A 20,747-nucleotide genomic window follows, 5' to 3' on the forward strand; every position below is an offset into this window, starting at 1 on the left:
ATGACCAGGGACAGTGCCGCTTCGGCGCCCGGGTCCGGGGCCCGCGCCGGACGGCCTGTCGGCCCCGACCCCGCCGGTCGCAAGCCTCCCGGCTCGCGGTGGAGCCGCCTGCTGGAGGGCGGGCTGCTGCACGGCGGGGTGCAGGGCAGCCCGGTGCTGCGGCTGTTCATGCGCTGGGTGCGCCGCCCCCTGCTGCCGGTCATGCGGCTGTGGCGGCGCAACATCCAGCTCAAGGTCGTCGCCACGACGCTGCTGATGTCGCTGGGTGTGGTGCTGCTCCTCGGTTTCGTGGTGATCGGGCAGGTCCGCAACGGACTGCTCGACGCCAAGGTGAAGGCCTCCCAGAGCCAGGCCACCGGCGGTTTCACGGCGGCCAAGCAGAAGGCCGAGGAAGCGGCCAGCACCAACGGCGACGACACCACCCCCGCCGACGGCCGTCCCGCGCAGAACGTCATCCAGTGGATGAGCGAACTGGTGAAGTCGCTCTCCAGCGGCGGTCAGAGCGCGTTCGACGTGGTCACCCTGCCCATGGGCGGGGAGAGCGGCAGTGGACGCGGTCCACGCGCCTCCGGGACGGTCAACTGGGCGGCCAGCGTCCCCGAGGCCCTGCGCGAACGCATCGACGGCGACACCGCCGCCGCCCAGAGCTACACCCGGATCGTCTACAACTCCGACCAGCCGTCCCAGCCCGGACTGGTCATCGGCAAGCAGGTCAACGACCCGAACGGCGAGCCCTACCAGCTGTACTACCTCTTCCCGCTGACCCAGGAGGAGAAGTCGCTCAGCCTGGTCAGGGGCACCCTGGCGACGGCCGGGCTCTTCGTCGTCGTCCTGCTGGGCGCCATCGCCTGGCTCGTGGTGCGCCAGGTCGTCACTCCCGTACGGATGGCGGCGAGTATCGCCGAGCGGCTGTCCGCGGGGCGGTTGCAGGAACGTATGAAGGTCACCGGCGAGGACGACATCGCCCGGCTCGGCGAGGCCTTCAACAAGATGGCGCAGAACCTCCAGCTCAAGATCAGCCAGCTGGAGGACCTGTCGCGGATGCAGCGGCGGTTCGTCTCCGACGTGTCGCACGAGCTGCGGACCCCGCTGACCACGGTGCGGATGGCGGCCGACGTCATCCACGACGCGCGCGTGGACTTCGATCCGGTGACCGCGCGGTCCGCCGAACTGCTCGCCGACCAGCTGGACCGGTTCGAGACGCTGCTCGCGGACCTGCTGGAGATCAGCCGCTTCGACGCGGGCGCCGCGGCCCTGGAGGCCGAGCCGATAGACCTCAGGGAGGTCGTACGGCGGGTCGTCAGCGGTGCGGAGCCGCTCGCCGAGCGCAAGGGGACGCGGATACGCCTCTCCGGCGACCAGCAGCCCGTGGTCGCCGAGGCGGACGCCCGGCGGGTCGAACGCGTGCTGCGCAACCTCGTCGTCAACGCCGTCGAGCACGGCGAGGGCCGGGACGTCGTCGTCAAGCTCGCCGCCGCCGGGGGCGCGGTCGCCGTCGCGGTGCGCGACTACGGCGTCGGACTCAAGCCGGGCGAGGCCACCCGGGTCTTCAGCCGTTTCTGGCGGGCCGACCCGGCACGCGCGCGTACCACCGGCGGCACCGGCCTGGGGCTGTCCATCGCCCTGGAGGACGCGCGGCTGCACGGCGGCTGGCTGCAGGCCTGGGGCGAGCCCGGTGGCGGCTCGCAGTTCCGGCTGACCCTGCCGAGGACGGCGGACGAGCCGCTGAGGGGGTCGCCGATACCGCTGGAGCCTGCCGACTCGCGCCGCAACCGCGGGCTCCAGGACGCGGGCCTCAACGACACGACATCGACGCGCGCCGCGGACAAGGCGGTCGGCGTCCCGGCACAGGCCCCGGCCGGGCAGGCCTCGCCGGTTCCCGCGCGGGGACCGATACCGCCGCGGCAGGCCGCGGTCGCGCCGACGGCCGACCCGACGGCGCTGCCGGGCAACGGGGCACGCGTGGTGCCGAGGCCGGTGTCGGGTGCCGCCAGGAGACAGGACGGCGGGCCGGCTCCGGGGGCGGCGAGCCGTCCGGACGCCGGGTCCGAGGAGTCGAGCAGGCAAGGGGAGGCAACTCGTGGGCGCTGACCGCGAGGGGAGCGGTCGGCGGGGGCCGGCACGCGTGATGGCGTACGCCGCCTGCGGTTTCGTACTGCTGGCGGGATGTGCGTCCATGCCCGACAGCGGGGACCTGCGAGGAGTGGAGTCCACGCCCCGGCAGGACCCGCAGGTGCGGGTGTTCGCGATGCCGCCGCAGGATGACGACCCGCCCGCGGACATCGTGCAGGGCTTCCTGGAGGCGCTGACCAGCGACGATCCGCACTACGAGACGGCGCGGAAGTACCTGACGGGCGACGCCGCGAAGAACTGGCGGCCGGACCGGTCGGCGACGGTGCTCGCGGACGGCCCGGGGACCATGTCCGACCACTCGGGCAACCGCGAGGACGCCAACGACTACTCGGTCAACCTGACCGGCACCAAGGTCGCCACGGTGGACGCGCAGCAGTCCTACTCGCCGGCCCGGGGCTCGTACCGCGAGTCGGTGCACCTCACCCGCAACCCCAAGACCAAGCAGTGGCGCATCGACGTGCTGCCGCAGGGCGTCGTCATGGGCAAGTCGGACTTCCAGCGCAACTACATGTCGGTCAACCGGTACTACTTCGCCTCGAACACCGTGACGCGGGCGGACACCGGCACCGGCACGGTCCGGGAGCCGTCGGCCGTCGCCGACCCCGTCTACGTGCGCCGGCGGGTGGATCCACTGACCCAGGTGGTGCGTTCCCTGCTCAGCGGGCCGACGAGCCTGCTCGACCCCGTGGTCAGGTCCAGCTTCCCGACCGGGACGGCGCTGGCGGAGGAAGTCGACTCGCTGACGCCGGACGACCGCAACAAGCTGACCGTGCCGCTGAACGACAAGGCGGCCGCGGCGGGCTCCGACGAGTGCGACGAGATGGCCGCGCAGCTCCTGTTCACGCTCCAGAACCTCACGCCGGCGGTCGAGGAGGTCGAGCTGCGCTCGGGCGGTGAGCAGATGTGTTCGCTCTCCGAGGACCGGGCCGAGACGGTCGCGACGCGCGGCTCGGCGCAACGGCCCGACTACCTGTACTTCATCGACGACGAGGACCGGCTGGTGCGGATCGCCGCCGGCAGCAACGGGACCCGGGCCGAACCGGTGCCCGGCCCGCTGGGCGAGGGGCACCGGGCCATGCGGTCGGTCGCGGTGTCGCGCGACGAACACAGCGCGGCCGGGATCGGTCTCGACAGCAAGTCGCTGTACGTCGGCTCGCTGGTGTCGGGCGGTTCGCTCGGCGACCCCGTGCTGACCAGCGGGGGCAAGGCGGAGACGGACCGGCTGACACCGCCCAGCTGGGACACGCAGGGCGACCTCTGGATCGCCGACCGCGACCCCGCGAACCCGCGGCTGCTGCTGCTGAAGGAGGGCGCGGGCGATCCGGCGGAGGTCAGGACGCCGGGCCTCGACGGGCGCGTGCAGGCCGTGCGGGTGGCCGCCGACGGGGTGCGGATCGCGCTCGTCGTGGAGAAGGACGGCAAGCGGTCCCTGCTCATCGGACGGATCGAGCGTGAGCAACGGGCCGGCGAACCGCCCGCGGTCACCGTGCTCGAACTGCGCTCCGCGACCCCCGAGCTGGAGGAGGTCACGGCCATGTCGTGGGCCGGTGACGCCCGCCTCGTCGTGGTCGGGCGCGAGCGCGGCGGCGTCCAGCAGATCGGTTACGTCCAGGTCGACGGCTCGACGCCGGAGGCCTCGGTGCCCGCGGCGCTGACCGGCGTCAAGGAGATCGCCGCGACGGAGGACGAGCGGCTTCCGCTGGTGGCGTACTCGGAGAAGCTGATCGTGCGGCTGCCGTCCGGGCTCCAGTGGCAGAAGGTGACCGAGGGGACCGCGCCGGTCTATCCGGGGTGAGGCCCCGGCGTCCGCGCGTTCTGTGGCGCGACGGGTTTTCCACAGGGTGAGGGGCGAGGTTTTCCACAGGCCTGGCAGGGGTCTGCGGGCGCGGGCACAGTGGTGGCCATGAGCGGATCGCGGACGTTGCGGGGATGGTGGACGGACCTCTCGGACCTGGTGCTGCCGGCCGAGTGCGGGGGCTGCGGCAGGGCTCGCGCGGTCCTGTGTCCGCGCTGTCGTACGGCGCTGGGCGGGGCCCCGCCGTGCCGGGTGCGTCCGGATCCGGAGCCGCCCGGTCTGCCGGAGGTGCACGCGGCGGCGCCTTACGCGGACGAGGTGCGGGCCGCGCTGCTGGCCCACAAGGAGCGGGGGGTGCTGGCCCTCACGGGAGTGCTCGGCTCGGCACTGGCGGGAGCGGTGCGGGCGGGGCTGCGGGAGGCGTGGACGGGAGCCCGGGAGGTGAGAGCCGGTGAGGCGGGTGCCTGTGCGGGTGCCGGTGGGTCGGGCGCCGGGGACGCACGGGGGCGGGGCCCGGTGCTGCTCGTGCCCGTGCCGTCGGCGCGCGGAGCCGTGCGGACCCGTGGACACGATCCGGCGCGGCGGATCGCCCTCGCGGCCGCCGGGGAGCTGCGGCGCACCGGGACGTCCGCCCGGGTGCTGGCCGTGCTGCGGCAGCGGTACGCCGTGGCCGACCAGTCGGGGCTCGACGCCCGGCAGCGGGTGGCCAACCTCGCCGGCGCGCTGGCGGTGGCGCCCGGCGGCGGCGTGCTGCTGCGCGGCGGTGGGGCGCTCGTCCTGGTCGACGACCTGATGACGACGGGGGCGTCGCTGGCCGAGGCGGCACGCGCGGTGCGGGCGGCGAGTGCTCCCGCCGTTGAGTCGCGGGCGGGACCGGGCACGTACGGGAGGGCGAAATCGGCTGTGTATCCGGCGGAGGCAGGGGAAGGCAGAGAGGAACGGAAGACCGGGCCCCGAATGGCGGGACGGTACGGAGGCGGTGGTGTGATCCGTGAGGTGTTCTGCGCGGCAGTGGTCGCGGCATCACCAGATTCCTTCGAAATAAACCGGAACTGACTGAGAACTTTCGTCGTTGCAGGTAATGAGAGGTTCAATTCACCGGAACGGAGGTACGCCGCGGTAGAGGGTGACGACATCCGTCCGGGCGAGATATGTTCGGTTGTGAGGCAAAGCCGCAGGCCACACCTCTCAAATCCGAATGCCGTGCTGCGGGTTATGCCGTCATCACCCGCACCGGTGGAGTGGAGATCCCGCCCACGGGGGAGGAGGTGGACGTCACCGAGTCCGAGGTTTCGGGAGAGACCGGAACCTGGTGCAAAAGGGAGATGCTCCGCCGCGGAAGCGGAGCGATCCGGGAACGGAGTTCTGCGTGGACATCGTCGTCAAGGGCCGCAAGACCGAGGTGCCCGAGCGGTTCCGGAAGCACGTGGCCGAGAAGCTGAAGCTGGAGAAGATCCAGAAGCTCGATGGCAAGGTGATCAGCCTCGACGTCGAGGTGTCCAAGGAGCCGAACCCCCGGCAGGCCGACCGCTGTGACCGAGTGGAGATCACCCTCCGCTCCCGCGGTCCGGTGATCCGGGCGGAGGCGGCGGCGAGCGACCCCTACGCGGCGCTCGACCTGGCGGCGGAGAAGCTCGGCGCACGGCTGCGCAAGCAGCACGACAAGCGCTTCTCGCGCCGCGGCGCGCGCCGGATCTCGGCGGCCGAGGTCGCCGACCACGTACCCGGTGCGGCGACGCTCAACGGGAACGGCGACGTCGTTCCGACGGAGGAGCAGAACGGCGTCCCCACCAAGAAGATCGGCTCGCTGGAGGTCCAGGGCGACGGCCCGCTCGTCGTCCGGGAGAAGACCCACGTGGCCGCACCGATGTCCCTCGATCAGGCGCTCTACGAGATGGAGCTGGTCGGGCACGACTTCTACCTGTTCGTCGACTCCGAGACAAAGGAGCCCAGCGTCGTCTACCGGCGGCACGCCTACGACTACGGCGTGATCCACCTCACCACGGACACGATGGTCACCCAGGCGCACGCTCCCGACGCGGGCGACGCGCTCGGCGGCTGACACAGACCGCCGGGTGACAGCGGTTCGGTGCCCCTGGAGCGCGTGTGCGCCCCCCAGGGGCACCGGTGTGCGACGGTGCGCGAGGGTGTGCGACCCCATCGCTGCCCCTTCGGTCACCCCGCTGTCGGCCAGGCATGGAATCATGGCGGCAACGGCCCAACGGGTGGGTCGTTGCTCTGGGTTGGCGATGGCTCAGGACCACGTGCCACAGCCTTCAGGGGGAGGAACGATGGCGGACAGTTTCGGACCGATGCGGGGCGCGGGCGTCGACCACGGGATCGACGGCGCGGCGGTCGGCATGGGCCCGGACGCGGACGCGGGCTCCGCACGCGAGGAGCCGATCAGGGTGCTGGTCGTGGACGACCACGCCCTCTTCCGTCGCGGCCTGGAGATCGTGCTCGCGGCCGAGGAGGGCATCCAGGTCGTCGGCGAGGCCGGTGACGGCGCCGAGGCCGTGGAGAAGGCCGCCGACCTGCTGCCGGACATCGTTCTGATGGACGTGCGGATGCCGAAGCGCGGCGGCATCGAGGCCTGCACCTCCATCAAGGAGGTGGCCCCCAGTGCCAAGATCATCATGCTGACGATCAGCGACGAGGAGGCCGACCTCTACGACGCGATCAAGGCGGGCGCGACCGGTTATCTCCTCAAGGAGATCTCGACGGACGAGGTGGCCACCGCCATTCGCGCGGTGGCCGACGGGCAGTCCCAGATCAGTCCGTCCATGGCGTCGAAGCTGCTCACCGAGTTCAAGTCGATGATCCAGCGGACCGACGAACGCCGGCTGGTGCCCGCGCCCCGGCTCACGGATCGCGAGCTGGAGGTCCTCAAGCTCGTCGCCACGGGAATGAACAACCGGGACATCGCCAAGGAACTGTTCATTTCCGAGAACACCGTGAAGAACCACGTGCGCAACATCCTGGAGAAGCTTCAGCTGCACTCCAGGATGGAGGCCGTGGTGTACGCGATGCGGGAGAAGATTCTCGAGATCCGGTGAGCCGGTTCCCGATCAGGCGAGCAGTCGGGCCAGCTCCCGGGTGAGGGGCTCGCGCAGCTCCGGTGCGTCGACCCGTTCCACGCGTACGTTCGTGCAGTCCACCCAGCTCGCGGCCTCCGCCAGGGCCTGGGCCACCGCCGGAGCCGCCCTGGGGTCGTCCAGCGTGACCTGCTTGGCGACCAGGGTGTGTCCCTCCCGCCCCGGGTCCACACGGCCGACGAGCCGCCCGCCGGCCAGGACCGGCATCGCGAAGTAGCCGTGCACCCGCTTCTGCTTGGGCACGTAGGCCTCCAGGCGGTGGGTGAAGCCGAAGATCCGCTCCGTGCGCGCCCGCTCCCAGACGAGGGAGTCGAAGGGGGAGAGCAGCGTCGTGCGGTGACGCCCGCGCGGGACCGTCGCCAGGGCCTCGGGGTCCGCCCAGGCCGGCCGGCCCCAGCCCGCCACGGTGACCGGCACCAGGCCCGAGTCGGCGATCACCGCGTCGACGTGCTCGGCCTTGAGGCGGTGGTAGTCCGCGATGTCCGCGCGCGTGCCGACGCCCAGGGACCGGCCGGCCAGGCGGACCAGGCGGCGCAGGCACTCGGTGTCGTCCAGGTCGTCGTGGAGCAGCTCGGCCGGGACCGCGCGCTCGGCCAGGTCGTACACCCGCTTCCAGCCGCGGCGCTCCACGCACACCACCTCGCCGTACATGAGGGCGCGCTCGACGGCGACCTTGGTGCCCGACCAGTCCCACCACTCGCTGGTCTTCTTCGCGCCGCCCAGGTCCGTCGCGGTGAGCGGGCCCTCGTCGCGCAGCTGCTTGACGACGCGGTCGTAGTCGCCGTCGGGGAGGTGGTGGTTCCAGTGCGGGCGGTTGCGGTACGCGCGGCGGCGGAAGGCGAAGTGGGGCCACTCCTCGATGGGGAGGATGCAGGCCGCGTGGGACCAGTACTCGAAGGCGTGGGTGTCGGTCCAGTAGGCGTCCTCGACGGTGCGGCGGCCGACCGCGCCGAGGCGGGCGTAGGGGATCAGCTCGTGGGAGCGGGCGAGGACCGAGATGGTGTCGAGCTGCACCGCGCCCAGGTGACGGAGGACGCCACGGACGCCTGCGCGGCGGTCGGGGGCGCCGAGGAAGCCCTGTGCACGGAGGGCGATGCGGCGGGCCTCGTCTGCGGACAGTTCCGTGGCGGGGGGCGGGAGGGTCGTCATACGTCCGCAGGGTAGGGGGTGGGTCTGACAGTGGGGTGCGGGTTCCCGTGCGGGTGCGGGTGCGGGTGTGGGGTGCGGGAGGTGGGTGCGGGGCCGGCGCGTGCCGGGTGCCGCTGCGCCCACCCGTGCCGCCCCAGCGGCACGACTGCCCGCAGCTAGGGGGGCACGACTGCCGGCAGCTCCGGCCGCGTCGGCGGCTACGTTCGTGCCGGCAGGTACGGGGACGTGGAGGGGAGGGAGAGGTCCGAGGGGAGGAGGGAGCCGATCCAGCAGTCGCGACGGACGCCCTTGTCGTTGATCCCGGAGCGCAAGGTGCCCTCCATGGTGAAGCCCGCGCGTTGGGCCACCGCGCGGGAGGCCGTGTTGCCGACCTCGGCGCGCCACTCCAGGCGGTCGACGGCCCGCTCGGTGAACGCCCAGCGGGAGGCGGCGACGGCGGCCTCGGTGATGTAGCCCCGGCCGCGGTGTTCCTTGGTGCCCCAGAACCCGATCTCGCCGACGCCCAGGGAGATCATCGTGACGCCGAGCATGCCCACCAGGTCGCCGGCGGGGAGGAAGAGGCCGAAGGTGAACATCGAGTCGTTCGCCCAGCCGTCGGGGACCATCTGCTCCGTGAAACCCCGCGCGTGCTCCGGGAGGTAGGGCGAGGGGATCGTCGTCCAGCGCTGGATCTCGGGGTCCTGGCAGGCGGCGTACACGGCGTCGGTGTCCTGCGGGCCGACCCCGCGCAGCGACAGGCGGTCGGTGGTGAGCGTGGCGGGTTCCATCGGCCGATTCTGCGGGGTGCCGGGCGGGCGCGCCAATATTTTTGCCGTCCGTGAACCTCCGGTCACCTCTTGTGCCGATTCGCCGGAAGGGTGCGGCACCATCCGCGGGGCCCGGACGTTGAAAGGGGTGACAGCGGACAGGGATGCTGGACGTAAGGATTGGACGGTCCCCGTTACGGCAGCCTCCCGGTGCGGCGGGGTCCTCGCATACGATGGCCGTTGCCCGATCCGTCACAGGAAACCGACCGTCCCAGGCCCGACCGGCAAGGAGACCAACCCCCGTGTCCGTCCTCTCGAAGCTCATGCGTGCAGGCGAAGGCAAGATCCTGCGCAAGCTGCACCGCATCGCGGACCAGGTCAACTCCATCGAAGAGGACTTCACTGACCTCTCCGACGCCGAGCTGCGTGCCCTCACCGACGAGTACAAGCAGCGCTACGCCGACGGTGAGAGCCTTGACGACCTGCTGCCCGAAGCCTTCGCCACCGTCCGCGAGGCCGCCAAGCGCGTCCTGGGCCAGCGTCACTACGACGTGCAGATCATGGGCGGCGCCGCCCTGCACATGGGCTACGTGGCCGAGATGAAGACCGGTGAGGGCAAGACCCTCGTCGGCACGCTGCCCGCCTATCTCAACGCCCTGTCCGGCGAGGGCGTGCACATCGTCACGGTCAACGACTACCTGGCCGAGCGCGACTCCGAGCTGATGGGCCGCGTCCACAAGTTCCTCGGTCTGAACGTCGGCTGCATCCTGGCCAACCAGACACCGGCCCAGCGCCGCGAGATGTACGGCTGCGACATCACCTACGGCACGAACAACGAGTTCGGCTTCGACTACCTGCGCGACAACATGGCGTGGTCCAAGGACGAACTCGTCCAGCGCGGCCACAACTTCGCCATCGTCGACGAGGTCGACTCCATCCTCGTCGACGAGGCCCGTACGCCGCTGATCATCTCCGGTCCGGCCGACCAGGCCACCAAGTGGTACGGCGACTTCGCCAAGCTGGTCACCCGCCTGAAGAAGGGCGAGGCCGGCAACACCCTCAAGGGCATCGAGGAGACCGGCGACTACGAGGTCGACGAGAAGAAGCGCACCGTCGCCATCCACGAGCCGGGCGTGTCCAAGGTCGAGGACTGGCTGGGCATCGACAACCTCTACGAGTCGGTGAACACCCCGCTGGTCGGCTACCTGAACAACGCCATCAAGGCCAAGGAACTCTTCAAGAAGGACAAGGACTACGTCGTCCTCGACGGCGAAGTCATGATCGTCGACGAGCACACCGGCCGTATCCTCGCCGGCCGCCGCTACAACGAGGGCATGCACCAGGCGATCGAGGCGAAGGAAGGGGTGGACATCAAGGACGAGAACCAGACGCTCGCCACGATCACCCTCCAGAACTTCTTCCGCCTCTACAAGCGCCACGACCACAACGGCAAGGAACAGCCCGGTCTGTCCGGCATGACCGGTACGGCGATGACCGAGGCCGCCGAGTTCCACCAGATCTACAAGCTCGGCGTGGTGCCCATCCCGACCAACCGGCCGATGGTGCGCAAGGACCAGTCGGACCTGATCTACCGCACCGAGGTCGCCAAGTTCGAGGCCGTCGTCGACGACATCGAGGAGAAGCACCGCAAGGGCCAGCCGATCCTCGTCGGCACCACCTCGGTCGAGAAGTCCGAGTACCTCTCGCAGCAGCTCAGCAAGCGCGGCGTCCAGCACGAGGTGCTCAACGCCAAGCAGCACGACCGGGAGGCGACCATCGTCGCCCAGGCGGGCCGCAAGGGCTCCGTGACGGTGGCCACGAACATGGCCGGCCGTGGTACGGACATCAAGCTCGGCGGCAACCCTGAGGACCTCGCCGAGGCCGAGCTGCGCCAGCGCGGTCTCGACCCCGAGGAGCACATCGAGGAGTGGGCCGCGGCCCTGCCCGCCGCGCTGGAGCGTGCCGAGCAGGCGGTCAAGGCCGAGTTCGAAGAGGTCAAGGACCTGGGCGGCCTCTACGTCCTGGGCACCGAGCGGCACGAGTCGCGCCGTATCGACAACCAGCTGCGCGGTCGTTCCGGCCGTCAGGGCGACCCGGGCGAGTCCCGGTTCTACCTCTCCCTGGGCGACGACCTGATGCGGCTGTTCAAGGCCCAGATGGTCGAGCGCGTGATGTCCATGGCGAACGTGCCGGACGACGTGCCGATCGAGAACAAGATGGTCACGCGTGCGATCGCGTCCGCCCAGTCGCAGGTCGAGACGCAGAACTTCGAGACCCGTAAGAACGTCCTGAAGTACGACGAGGTCCTCAACCGCCAGCGCGAGGTCATCTACGGCGAGCGTCGCCGCGTCCTGGAGGGCGAGGACCTCCAGGAGCAGATCCAGCACTTCACGAACGACACGATCGACGCCTACGTGCAGGCCGAGACCGCCGAGGGCTTCCCCGAGGACTGGGACCTCGACCGGCTGTGGGGCGCCTTCAAGCAGCTCTACCCGGTGAAGGTCACCGTCGAGGAGCTGGAGGAGGCGGCGGGCGACCGGGCCGGACTGACCGCCGACTACATCGCGGAGTCCATCAAGGACGACGTCCAGGAGCAGTACGAGGCGCGGGAGAAGCAGCTCGGCTCCGAGATCATGCGCGAGCTGGAGCGGCGGGTCGTCCTCTCGGTCCTGGACCGCAAGTGGCGTGAGCACCTCTACGAGATGGACTACCTCCAGGAGGGCATCGGCCTGCGCGCCATGGCGCAGAAGGACCCGCTGGTCGAGTACCAGCGCGAGGGCTTCGACATGTTCCAGGCCATGATGGACGGCATCAAGGAGGAGTCCGTCGGCTACCTGTTCAACCTGGAGGTCCAGGTCGAGCAGCAGGTCGAGGAGGTCCCGGTCGAGGACGCGGCGCCGTCGCTCGACAAGGGCGCGCAGGACGCGGTTCCGGCCCAGGCGGGTGCCCGTCCGGAGATCCGGGCCAAGGGCCTCGACGCGCCGCAGCGCCGGGACCTGCACTTCTCCGCGCCGACGGTGGACGGCGAGGGTGGTGTCGTCGAGGGCGAGTTCACCGACGGCGAGGCCGCGCAGGGGCAGTCCGACGGGCTCACGCGCGCGGAGCGCCGCAAGCAGGCCAAGGGCGGACGCCGCCGCAAGAAGTGACGGTGCGGTGCCTGCGGGCGCCGCGACGGTGGGAAGGGCCGGTCACCCGGGGGTGACCGGCCCTTCGGCCTGCCCGGCGGAGGCCGCGGCCAGCCGTGCCAGTCGTGTCAGTCAGCCTGTGCCAGCCAGGCGTGTCAGGCGTGTCAGGCGTGCCCAGGGGCGTGTCTCAGTCGTCGTCCGAGCGAGGCCTGCGCGGGCCGCCCACTTCCACCGCCGTGCAGCGCCAGCGCAGGTCCCGGCCCTGCTCCAGCCGGAAGGCCAAGGCGCGCAGCCGGCCGCCCGCGCCGATGCGGGCGAAGACCTCGAGGGCGCCCGGCCGGGGCTCGAAGTAGCCGATGTCGCGGACGACGGGACACGCGCCACGTGTGCGCAGCGGGCCGCGTTCGGCGAGGTGGGCAAGGTCGTCGTAGGCGCGGCCGACGGTGTGGCGGAGCATCGAGTGCACGGGGCGCCGGCCGCTGAGGACGCCGAGGAGAAGCTCGGCGAAGTGATCAGTGGGGCGGAGCTGCGGGACGGGCCGGCGAGGCGTCTGAGCGGGGACTACGGGCGTCGTGGCGGGTCGGGCGACCCGGCGGTGGCCCCCCGGTGCGGCCCGCCCCGCGACGGGGACTGCGGCAAGGGCCGGGGCGGGGTTCGCGGTGCGGGCGGGAGCGAAGCCCGTACCCGTGCCGGGGGCGGGCACGGGGGCGGGGGTCGTGGTCGGGTCCGGCACCGAGTCCCTGGCGGGGGCGCCCGGCTCTGCGACCGGACCCGACCGTGAGCCCCGGCCCGGCCCGGCCGTGGGCGGACGGGTGTCCGCCGGCCGCGTACGCGACCGCTGGGAGCGGCCCGGAGCTCCCGGCGGACGCCCACCGCCCGCGACGGCACGCGCCCCGGACGTCCCCGGCCTACGGGGCGGCACGCCACCGGAGACACGGGGCGGGGTCTCACCGGGCCCGGCGGCCGGGGTACCACCGGGCAGGCGGGCGGAGGCGCCGCCGGGCGAGCGGAGCAGCCTGTCGCCGGGGCCGCCGGACGGGGCGTGGGCGGGAGCGGCACCCAGGGGCGAGTAGCCGGGCGTGGACGCGGGACCGCCCTCGGCGGGGTGGAGCCCGCCGGGCCGGCGGGAGGGGGCACCACCGGGCACACAGGCCACCGGGGCACCGCCGGACACGCCGGACGGCGTGGCCTGGGGGCCGTAGGGCGGCGTGCCTCCCGGGCCGTGGGGCGTGCCTTCCGGGCCGTAAGGCGGCGTGGCCTGGGGGCCGTGGGACGGCGTGCCTCCCGGGCCGTGGGGCGTGCCTTCCGGGCCGTAAGGCGGCGTGGCCTGGGGGCCGTGGGACGGCGTGCCTCCCGGGCCGTGGGGCGTGCCTTCCGGGCCGTAAGGCGGCGTGGCCTGGGGACCGTAGGGCGGCCCGTCTCCCGGGCGGCCGTAGGGCGGCGTGCCTCCCGGGCCGTGGGACGGCGTGCCTCCCGGGCCGTGAGGCGGGGGCGGGGGCGTCGTGAGAGGGGCGGTGGGGGCGGGGCGGCGTTGGGTTCTGGTCATGACCTTGCGCATGGGGGTCCCCGTTCTGCGGCCCGGGAAATACCGGGCGGTAACTTTCGCGGTCGGGGATCTTGTACGGGCTGGAGGGGCGGCACGGCAAGCAGGCCGGCGTCCGCGCCGAGGGGGCGGGGAAGTTCACCTATCCGAGTGATGGATGGGGGTGGAAAGCCCGGAGCGCCGGGGTGGACCGGGTGAATTCCGGGCCCGGAGTGGACGCGTCCGGTGCCTTGGGTGGGGACCCGAAAGGGGACACCCGCACGTATCCTGAAGGCCTCCCGCCGGGTCCACCGAGCGCCCCGGCGGCGTCCCCGACCACGAAAGCGGCAGACTCATGCGCGTCTACGTCCCCCTGACCCTGTCCGGCCTCGCCGAGGCGCACCGGGCCGGGAAGCTGGGGGCCGGGCCGCTCGTCGCCCACGCCGTCACGCCGGCGCTGCGCGAGTGGTACCGGTCGGACGACATGGAGGAGCTGGAGTACGCCGCTCTGAACCGGGCCGCGCTGGCCTCGCTGCGGCTGCTCGCGGCCGACGCCGCGGTGGCGCGGCGCAGGGTCGTGGTCGCCGCCGACGTACCCGACGCCGCCGTCGAGGCCGGTCCGGACCGGGGAACCGACCCGGCGGCGCTGGGCGAGGTCCGGGTCGCCGGCCCGCTGCCGCTGGCCAAGGCGGCCGCCGTGCACGTCGACTCCGCCGACGCGGAGGCGGACGTGAGCGCTGCGGCCGAGGCTCTCGCGGCGGCGGACGGCGGCAACGACGACGCCCAGTTCGTCGTGGAGGGCGCGGACGACCACGAGCTGCTCTGGTACGCGACGCAGGAGCTCCCGAACCTGGTGTGACCAGGCATGTTGCATCGCGGTGTCCCGATTGTCAGTGGCGGCGGGTACGTTTTCGGGCATGGGGATGCAGACGGGCGCACACATCGTGTGGGACTGGAACGGCACGCTGTTCCACGACAACGACGCGATCATCGGAGCGACGAACGCGGCGTTCGCCGAGCTGGGGATGGCGCCGATCACACTGGAGCAGTACCGGGCGCTGTACTGCGTGCCGGTGCCGAAGTTCTACGAGCGGCTGCTGGGGCGGCTGCCCACCGACGCCGAGTGGACGGTCATGGACGCGACCTTTCAGCGCCACTACGGCGCCCACCGGGACCGGTGCCGGCTCGCCGACGGTGTCGCGGAGCTGCTCGCGGGATGGCGGTCGGCGGGGCGCAGCCAGTCGATCCTCAGCATGTACGGCCATGACGAGCTGGTGCCGCTGGTCAGGGGCCTCGGCATCGAGGCGCAGTTCATACGCGTCGACGGGAGGACCGGGCCGTCCGGGGGCAGCAAGGCCGAGCACATGGTCCGGCACCTCGCGCAGCTGGCGCTCTCCGGAGTGGAGCCCGCTCGCACGGTGGTGATCGGGGACGCCGCCGACGACGCGGTGGCGGCGCGCCACGTGGGGGCGGGAGTGGTGCTGTACACGGGCGGATCGCACAGCCGGGCCAGCCTCGAGGGGGTCGGGGTGCCGGTGGTGGACACGCTGGGGGAGGCCGTGGTGGTGGCGGAGCGGCTGGCGGGATGACCGTGCCGTCCCGTGCCGCCGACGGTGTGGTTACCCGGCCGTAGCTGTGCGGAACGTCCAAGTCGCGGGCCCGGTTTTGTACACAAGCGGCTCATGACGGGGAGCCCGTGCGGGGCGATAGCCTGGTGGCGTGATCAGCGCGATAGCTCGCGGGGGCACTGGTGCCCCTGCCCTGCGCCCGGCACGCACGGACGACATCCGTGACCGGGCGGCGGTCGCTGATCCTCGCGGGCGGGACGGGGTGGCCGAGGCCCCCGGTAGGCCGCCGCACACTCCCCGGACGGTGACGGCGAGAGCGAAGTCACACCCGGCGACAGCGGCGACATTGGCTGATATGCCCCCGCTCCTCTCATCTTGCGGCATAGCGTCGAAGTGGACCGGACACCCCGTGTCCCGACGTCATGCCGGAAGGCAGGAGACCGTACTTCCTTCTACGTCACGCAACGGCGCGCGACAGGAGTCAGAGGACAATGCAGACCAAGCTGGACGAAGCCAAGGCCGAGCTGCTCGAAAGGGCTGCGCGGGTAGCTGAGAACAGCCCGGTCGGGGGGCAACTACCGACCGGGACGACGGGCGAGGGCACTCCGGGTACCCCGGGGGGTACCCCGGGCGCGCCGGACGCCCCGGACGGCGCCCCGGACTACGCGTCCGTGTTCGCGTTCCTCCAGCGCTACTACCGGCACACCGCCCCGGAGGACCTGGCCGACCGCGACCCGGTCGACGTCTTCGGAGCCGCCGTCTCGCACTACCGGCTGGCGGAGAACCGCCCGCAGGGCACGGCGAACGTCCGGGTGCACACCCCGACGGTCGAGGAGAACGGCTGGACGTGCAGCCACTCCGTCGTCGAGGTGGTCACCGACGACATGCCCTTCCTCGTCGACTCCGTGACCAACGAGCTGACCCGCCAGGGCCGCGGCATCCACGTCGTCGTCCACCCGCAGATCGTGGTGCGACGCGACATCGCCGGCAAGCTCGTCGAGGTGCTCGCCGGTCCGCCCGCCGCCGACCTGCCGCACGACGCGCACGTCGAGTCCTGGATCCACGTCGAGATCGACCGCGAGACCGACCGCGGCGACCTCAAGCAGATCACCGCCGACCTGCTGCGGGTCCTCAACGACGTCCGCGAGACCGTCGAGGACTGGGGCAAGATGCGCGACGCGGCCGTCCACATCGCCGACCAGCTGTCGGCCGAGGCCACCCCGGAGGACCTCCCCGCGCGCGAGCTGGAGGAGGCCCGCGAGCTGCTGCACTGGCTGGCCGACGACCACTTCACCTTCCTCGGCTACCGCGAGTACCAGCTGCGCGAGGACGACTCCCTCGCCGCCGTCGCCGGCACCGGCCTCGGCATCCTGCGCTCCGACCCGCACCACGCGGCCGACGAGAGCCACCCGGTCAGCCCGTCCTTCGAGCGGCTCCCCGCCGACGCCCGGGCCAAGGCCCGCGAGCACCGGCTGCTGGTGCTGACCAAGGCCAACAGCCGGGCCACCGTGCACCGGCCGTCGTACCTCGACTACGTCGGCGTCAAGAAGTTCGACGAGAACGGCAACGTCGTCGGTGAGCGGCGCTTCCTCGGTCTGTTCTCCTCCGCCGCCTACACCGAGTCCGTCCGCCGGGTGCCGGTCGTGCGGCGCAAGGTGGAGGAGGTGCTGGAGCGGGCCGGGTTCTCGCCCAACAGCCACGACGGGCGCGACCTGCTGCAGATTCTGGAGACGTACCCGCGCGACGAGATGTTCCAGACCTCCGTCGAGGAGCTGGAACCGATCGTCACCTCGGTGCTCTACCTCCAGGAGCGGCGCCGCCTGCGGCTCTACCTCCGCCAGGACGAGTACGGCCGCTACTACTCGGCCCTCGTCTACCTCCCCCGCGACCGCTACACCACCGGTGTCCGGCTGCGGATCATCGACATCCTCAAGGAGGAGCTCGGCGGCACCAACGTCGACTTCACCGCCTGGAACACCGAGTCGATCCTGTCCCGGCTGCACTTCGTGGTCCGGGTCCCGCAGGGCACCGAGCTGCCGCACCTGTCCGACGCCGACAAGGACCGCGTCGAGGCCCGTCTCGTGGAGGCCGCCCGCTCCTGGGCCGACGGCTTCGGCGAGGCCCTGACCGCCGAGGTCGGCGAGGAGCGTGCCGCGGAGCTGCTGCGCCACTACGGCTCCGCCTTCCCCGAGGGCTACAAGGCCGACCACGGCCCCCGCTCCGCCGTCGCCGACCTGGGCCACCTGGAACGGCTCGACGACGACAAGACCTTCGAGCTGAGCCTGTACGAGCCGGTCGGCGCCGCGCCCGAGGAGCGGCGTTTCAAGATCTACCAGAAGGGCGGCTCGGTCTCCCTGTCGGCCGTCCTGCCGGTGCTCAGCCGGCTCGGCGTCGAGGTCACCGACGAGCGGCCCTACGAGCTGCGCTGCGCGGACCGCACCACGGCCTGGATCTACGACTTCGGCCTGCGCATGCCCAAGGCGCCGGCCGGCGGCGCCGACTACCTCGGCGACGACGCCCGCGAGCGCGTCCAGGACGCCTTCGCCGCCACCTGGACCGGCAAGGCGGAGAACGACGGCTTCAACGCGCTGGTGCTCAGCGCCGGCCTGACCTGGCGCGAAGCCATGGTGCTGCGCGCGTACGCCAAGTACCTGCGGCAGGCCGGCTCGACGTTCAGCCAGGACTACATGGAGGACACCCTCCGCAACAACGTCCACACCACGCGCCTGCTCATCAACCTGTTCGAGGCGCGGATGGCGCCGGAGCGGCAGCGGGCCGGACGGGAGCTCGTCGACGCCCTGCTCGAAGAGGTCGACGCCGCCCTCGACCAGGTGGCGAGCCTCGACGAGGACCGGATCCTGCGGTCCTTCCTCACCGTCATCAAGGCGACGCTGCGCACGAACTTCTTCCAGGAGGCGAGCGGCGGCGTGCCGCACGACTACGTCTCCATGAAGTTCGACCCGCAGGCCATCCCCGACCTGCCCGCGCCGCGCCCGGCGTTCGAGATCTGGGTGTACTCGCCGCGCGTCGAGGGCGTGCACCTGCGCTTCGGCAAGGTCGCGCGCGGTGGTCTGCGCTGGTCGGACCGCCGGGAGGACTTCCGTACCGAGATCCTCGGCCTGGTCAAGGCGCAGATGGTGAAGAACACCGTCATCGTGCCGGTCGGCGCCAAGGGCGGCTTCGTCGCCAAGCAGCTGCCCGACCCGGGCGTCGACCGCGACGCGTGGATGGCGGAGGGCATCGCCAGCTACCGGACGTTCATCTCGGCGCTGCTCGACATCACCGACAACATGGTGGCCGGCGAGGTCGTGCACCCCGAGGACGTCGTCCGGCACGACGAGGACGACACCTACCTCGTCGTCGCCGCCGACAAGGGCACCGCGAAGTTCTCCGACATCGCCAACGAGGTCGCCGAGTCCTACAACTTCTGGCTCGGCGACGCCTTCGCCTCCGGCGGCAGCGCGGGCTACGACCACAAGGGCATGGGCATCACCGCCCGCGGCGCCTGGGAGTCCGTCAAGCGGCACTTCCGGGAGCTGGGCGTGGACACCCAGACCCAGGACTTCACCGTCGTCGGCATCGGCGACATGTCCGGCGACGTGTTCGGCAACGGCATGCTGCTCAGCGAGCACATCCGCCTGGTCGCCGCCTTCGACCACCGGCACATCTTCGTCGACCCGACGCCGGACGCGGCCACCTCGTACGCCGAGCGCCGCCGGCTGTTCGAGCTGCCCCGCTCCTCCTGGGAGGACTACAACACCGAGCTGCTCTCGGCGGGCGGCGGCGTCTTCCCGCGCTCGGCCAAGTCCATCCCGGTCAACGCGCACGTCCGCGAGGCCCTCGGCATCGAGGCGGGCATCACCAAGATGACCCCGGCCGAGCTGATGAAGGCGATCCTCAGCTCCCCGGTGGACCTGCTGTGGAACGGCGGCATCGGTACGTACGTCAAGGCGTCCACGGAGTCCAACGCCGACGTCGGCGACAAGGGGAACGACGCCATCCGCGTCGACGGCAAGGACCTGCGGGTCCAGGTCGTCGGCGAGGGCGGCAACCTGGGCATGACCCAGCTGGGCCGGATCGAGTTCGCGTTGCAGGGCGGCCGGATCAACACCGACGCCATCGACAACAGCGCGGGCGTGGACACCTCGGACCACGAGGTCAACATCAAGATCCTGCTCAACGGTCTCGTCAAGGACGGCGACATGACCGTCAAGCAGCGCAACAAGCTGCTCGCCCAGATGACCGACGAGGTCGGAGCGCTGGTCCTGCGCAACAACTACGCGCAGAACACCGCGATCGCCAACGCGCTCGCGCAGTCCAAGGACATGCTCAGCGCCCAGCAGCGCTTCATGCGCCACCTGGTCAGGGAGGGCCACCTCGACCGGGCCCTGGAGTTCCTGCCCACGGACCGGCAGATCCGTGAGCGGCTGAGCGGCGGACACGGTCTGACCGGTCCGGAGACGGCCGTGCTGCTGGCGTACACGAAGATCACGGTCGCCGAGGAGCTGCTGCACACCTCGCTGCCGGACGACCCGTACCTCAAGGGCCTGCTGCACGCGTACTTCCCGACGGCGCTGCGCGAGCAGTTTGCCGAGCAGGTCGACGGCCACCCGCTGCGCCGCGAGATCACGACGACCGTCCTGGTCAACGACACGGTCAACACGGGCGGTACGACGTATCTGCACCGGATGCGCGAGGAGACCGGCGCGTCGCTCGAGGAGATCGTGCGGGCCCAGACCGTGGCGCGGGCGATCTTCCGCTCCTCCCCGGTGTGGGACGCGGTGGAGGCCCTGGACACCAAGGTCGACGCCGCCGTCCAGACCCGGATCCGGCTGCACTCGCGCCGCCTGGTCGAGCGCGGCACGCGCTGGCTGCTCAACAACCGGCCGCAGCCCCTGGAGCTGGCCGAGACGGTGGAGTTCTTCGCCGAGAGGGTCGAGCAGGTGTGGTCGCAGCTGCCGAAGCTGCTGCGCGGTGCGGACGCGGAGTGGTACCAGCACATCCACGATGAGCTGACCGCGGTCGGGGTGCCGGACGAGCCGGCCACGCGGGTGGCCGGGTTCTCCTCGGCCTTCGCGACGCTGGACATCGTGTCGGTGGCCGACCGCATGGGCAAGGAGCCGCTGGACGTCGCCGAGGTGTACTACGACCTCGCCGACCGGCTCGGTGTCACGCAGCTGATGGACCGGATCAGTGATCTGCCGCGGAACGACCGGTGGCAGTCGATGGCCCGTGCGGCGATCCGTGAGGACCTGTACGCGGCGCACGCGTCGCTGACCGCGGATGTGCTGGCGGTGGGCGACGGGTCGTCGACGCCGGAGCAGCGGTTCAAGGCGTGGGAGGAGAAGAACGCGGCGATTCTCGGGCGGGCGCGGACGACGCTGGAGGAGATCCGGTCGTCGGACGAGTTCGATCTGTCGAACCTGTCGGTGGCCATGCGGACGATGCGGACGTTGTTGCGTACGCATTCGTAGGCCGCCGTACGGCGTTTACGCCGTTGCCGTGTGAGGTGCCCCGGGCCGGGTTCGGTCCGGGGCGCCTTTGCGTCTGGCCTGGGGTCGGGCGGGGTGCGCGGCCCGGCGGTACGGGGTGCCGCTGCGCCCACCCGTGCCGC

At 71.7% G+C, this 20,747-nt stretch carries 12 protein-coding genes; 9 read left to right on the forward strand and 3 right to left on the reverse strand.

Going from position 1 to position 20,747, the window contains the following annotated elements; translation table 11 throughout:
* The 5 genes from mtrB to OHA99_RS22775 all read left to right on the forward strand — a co-directional run bounded on the left by mtrB (position 1) and on the right by OHA99_RS22775 (position 6,984).
* Positions 1-2,091, forward strand: a complete 2,091-nt coding sequence (gene mtrB, locus OHA99_RS22755; protein WP_366473038.1) for an MtrAB system histidine kinase MtrB — start codon at positions 1-3, stop codon at positions 2,089-2,091.
* Positions 2,081-3,928, forward strand: a complete 1,848-nt coding sequence (locus OHA99_RS22760; protein ID WP_405697512.1) for an LpqB family beta-propeller domain-containing protein — start codon at positions 2,081-2,083, stop codon at positions 3,926-3,928. The genes mtrB and OHA99_RS22760 overlap by 11 nt, the downstream gene beginning before the upstream one ends.
* 108 nt (positions 3,929-4,036) lie before the next feature.
* A complete protein-coding gene (locus OHA99_RS22765) occupies positions 4,037-4,984 on the forward strand; it encodes a ComF family protein (protein WP_153179571.1) in 948 nt (315 codons plus the stop codon).
* A gap of 313 nt (positions 4,985-5,297) precedes the next feature.
* Positions 5,298-5,990 (forward strand): ribosome hibernation-promoting factor, HPF/YfiA family, encoded by a 693-nt coding sequence (gene hpf / locus OHA99_RS22770; RefSeq protein WP_153179572.1) that lies wholly within the window; start codon positions 5,298-5,300, stop codon positions 5,988-5,990.
* Positions 5,991-6,219: 229 nt separating this feature from the next.
* Positions 6,220-6,984 carry a response regulator transcription factor gene (locus OHA99_RS22775; protein WP_153179573.1) on the forward strand — a complete coding sequence of 255 codons (765 nt, stop codon included), beginning with the start codon at positions 6,220-6,222 and terminating at the stop codon, positions 6,982-6,984.
* A gap of 12 nt (positions 6,985-6,996) precedes the next feature.
* Here the strand turns inward: OHA99_RS22775 and OHA99_RS22780 are convergent, their stop codons facing one another.
* The gene (locus OHA99_RS22780) at positions 6,997-8,172 is read right to left on the reverse strand and encodes a winged helix-turn-helix domain-containing protein (RefSeq protein ID WP_405697516.1); all 1,176 of its coding nucleotides are present in this window, start codon (positions 8,170-8,172) and stop codon (positions 6,997-6,999) included.
* Between the two features lie 197 nt (positions 8,173-8,369).
* Entirely contained in the window at positions 8,370-8,939 is a 570-nt protein-coding gene (locus OHA99_RS22785; RefSeq protein ID WP_153179575.1) for a GNAT family N-acetyltransferase, read from the reverse strand.
* Between the two features lie 281 nt (positions 8,940-9,220).
* Here OHA99_RS22785 and secA point away from each other — a divergent pair, with 281 nt between their 5' ends.
* On the forward strand, positions 9,221-12,064 hold the full coding sequence (gene secA, locus OHA99_RS22790) for a preprotein translocase subunit SecA (RefSeq protein WP_164384497.1): 2,844 nt from the start codon (positions 9,221-9,223) through the stop codon (positions 12,062-12,064).
* Between the two features lie 166 nt (positions 12,065-12,230).
* On the opposite strand, the gene OHA99_RS22795 is transcribed toward secA, so the two are convergent.
* Positions 12,231-12,500 (reverse strand): Rv3235 family protein, encoded by a 270-nt coding sequence (locus tag OHA99_RS22795; RefSeq protein WP_042826270.1) that lies wholly within the window; start codon positions 12,498-12,500, stop codon positions 12,231-12,233.
* A gap of 1,420 nt (positions 12,501-13,920) precedes the next feature.
* On the opposite strand from OHA99_RS22795, the gene OHA99_RS22800 reads away from it, so the two are divergent.
* The 3 genes from OHA99_RS22800 to OHA99_RS22810 all read left to right on the forward strand — a co-directional run bounded on the left by OHA99_RS22800 (position 13,921) and on the right by OHA99_RS22810 (position 20,607).
* Positions 13,921-14,424: a DUF6912 family protein gene (locus tag OHA99_RS22800; RefSeq protein WP_153179577.1), complete on the forward strand. Its 504-nt coding sequence runs from the start codon at positions 13,921-13,923 to the stop codon at positions 14,422-14,424.
* 58 nt (positions 14,425-14,482) lie between these two features.
* Positions 14,483-15,154: an HAD family hydrolase gene (locus OHA99_RS22805; protein ID WP_153179578.1), complete on the forward strand. Its 672-nt coding sequence runs from the start codon at positions 14,483-14,485 to the stop codon at positions 15,152-15,154.
* 470 nt (positions 15,155-15,624) lie between these two features.
* Positions 15,625-20,607 carry an NAD-glutamate dehydrogenase gene (locus OHA99_RS22810; RefSeq protein ID WP_405697523.1) on the forward strand — a complete coding sequence of 1,661 codons (4,983 nt, stop codon included), beginning with the start codon at positions 15,625-15,627 and terminating at the stop codon, positions 20,605-20,607.
* Positions 20,608-20,747 lie beyond the last annotated feature (140 nt).

It is taken from the genome of Streptomyces coelicoflavus (assembly GCF_045041415.1).
Lineage (GTDB): Bacteria > Actinomycetota > Actinomycetes > Streptomycetales > Streptomycetaceae > Streptomyces > Streptomyces coelicoflavus.

Excerpts from the sequence above, each read along its gene's own strand:
- mtrB (WP_366473038.1), top strand. The coding sequence starts at position 1 with ATGACCAGGGACAGTGCCGCTTCGGCGCCCGGGTCCGGGGCCCGCGCC.
- OHA99_RS22765 (WP_153179571.1), top strand. The coding sequence starts at position 4,037 with ATGAGCGGATCGCGGACGTTGCGGGGATGGTGGACGGACCTCTCGGAC.
- OHA99_RS22775 (WP_153179573.1), top strand. The coding sequence starts at position 6,220 with ATGGCGGACAGTTTCGGACCGATGCGGGGCGCGGGCGTCGACCACGGG.
- OHA99_RS22780 (WP_405697516.1), bottom strand. The coding sequence starts at position 8,172 with ATGACGACCCTCCCGCCCCCCGCCACGGAACTGTCCGCAGACGAGGCC.
- OHA99_RS22785 (WP_153179575.1), bottom strand. The coding sequence starts at position 8,939 with ATGGAACCCGCCACGCTCACCACCGACCGCCTGTCGCTGCGCGGGGTC.
- OHA99_RS22795 (WP_042826270.1), bottom strand. The coding sequence starts at position 12,500 with ATGCTCCGCCACACCGTCGGCCGCGCCTACGACGACCTTGCCCACCTC.
- OHA99_RS22800 (WP_153179577.1), top strand. The coding sequence starts at position 13,921 with ATGCGCGTCTACGTCCCCCTGACCCTGTCCGGCCTCGCCGAGGCGCAC.
- OHA99_RS22805 (WP_153179578.1), top strand. The coding sequence starts at position 14,483 with ATGGGGATGCAGACGGGCGCACACATCGTGTGGGACTGGAACGGCACG.
- OHA99_RS22810 (WP_405697523.1), top strand. The coding sequence starts at position 15,625 with ATGCAGACCAAGCTGGACGAAGCCAAGGCCGAGCTGCTCGAAAGGGCT.